Annotated in this window: 1 protein-coding gene; it reads right to left on the reverse strand. The window is 40.7% G+C overall.

Annotation, left to right across the window (positions count from 1 at the left end):
- Positions 1-315: 315 nt before the first annotated feature.
- The coding region (locus AC5V8P_RS25550) for a GNAT family N-acetyltransferase (protein WP_495474048.1) at positions 316-1421 on the reverse strand (1106 nt) is incomplete at its 5' end.

Here is a 1421-nt window from a genome sequence, read left to right on the forward strand (position 1 = left end):
CTAACTATACGCAAATCATGTCGGGCTTTTCATACTTCTTTGCTGTCAAATTGTTTTAAACAGCCAACATAATACATTTCTAGATTCACACTAGTTCTAATTGACTTTGACTTTCTTTGACTATATTCGTATTATAGCACAAATTTCTTTTTTGCCAAGGGGTCAATACCATTTTTCGCAATCTAATTATGTTTTATACCAAATAACAAAAAAACTCTCCCCATTACGGAAAGAGCTTTGCATAGCTATGATCAACCACATACGATTTGTCTAAAAAGGAGGAGGAGATTAAGAAGAACCAATTTAGACCTCTTATCAGAAAAAGTCCAATAAGAACGTTTGTTTTATCGGTATTACACGTTTGAGTGCAGCCACAGACTCACTGTTTCCTTCAATACGCCCCCACTTATACAGATTGTCAGCCTGCTGATAGCCAAGCAATAAAGTCGTCAATGACTGAATCCCCAATTCCAAGTCGGCTTCTGTGGCATTGTCAGATAAATTACTTGTATCCACTCTGTCCAGATGTCCATGCCCTTCCGCAGTAATCGTTAATCTCCATACTCCTTCATTCCAAGGAGCATATTGATCTGTCAGTTGTAAGGTCAGGCTTGTTTCCTCTCCACTCTGCTCAAAAGGGTATCTCTGTACAAAAGCAACTGCATCCACAATACGTCCCATAAAATAAGGCACTGTTTCCTGTTGAATCCGCGGATCATCGAGCAAATAAGGCAGATTATCATCTGCTGGAACGTAAATAAATTTACCTTGGGTTATCATCGAGTCATGATTTGCAAAATAAGTCCACAAAGCCCGACGTGCCGTCTCATTTTCATATACCAACTCATCACAATTTAACTGTTTATCCTCTATTTTGTATAATGCATATCCCTGAGGATCGCCTGCATCCGTGTAATAGACGGCGGTCCGATAGTTTTCATTTAGAATCCGTTCCTGCCACCATGCCTTATCTCGTACCAGCGTACCATTATAGCGCGAAGCATATGATTGATACACTTGGTTCAGTTCTGAAATATTTTTGACATCCCGTTTGACTGTACCTTTTGTTTTAAATTTAGCAGGAAATTTTTCAATCGGAATGACGTATTTTTTGTACTCAGTATACGTTTCCCATCCAAACTTACGATAAAAGGCAAAGGAGAATGGATGCAAAAATGAAAGGCTTTGTCCCGCAGACCTCATCTCTTCAAGCGAATGCGTCAACAAACGTGAAACCATACCCTCGCGACGCTTTTCCGGCCACGTTGCCACACCGGCAATGCCCCCCATATCAAAAACCTGACCATGTATGTATACCTGTAGCGGCAGCAAAGTCAGTTTAGCATTCAAGCTATGTCCATCGAAGATCCCCCATGTTTGCTCTGGTTTGAATTTCTTCTTGGCTTTCTCCAGATCCTCCG

The organism is Paenibacillus sp. N119s, from assembly GCF_059447605.1.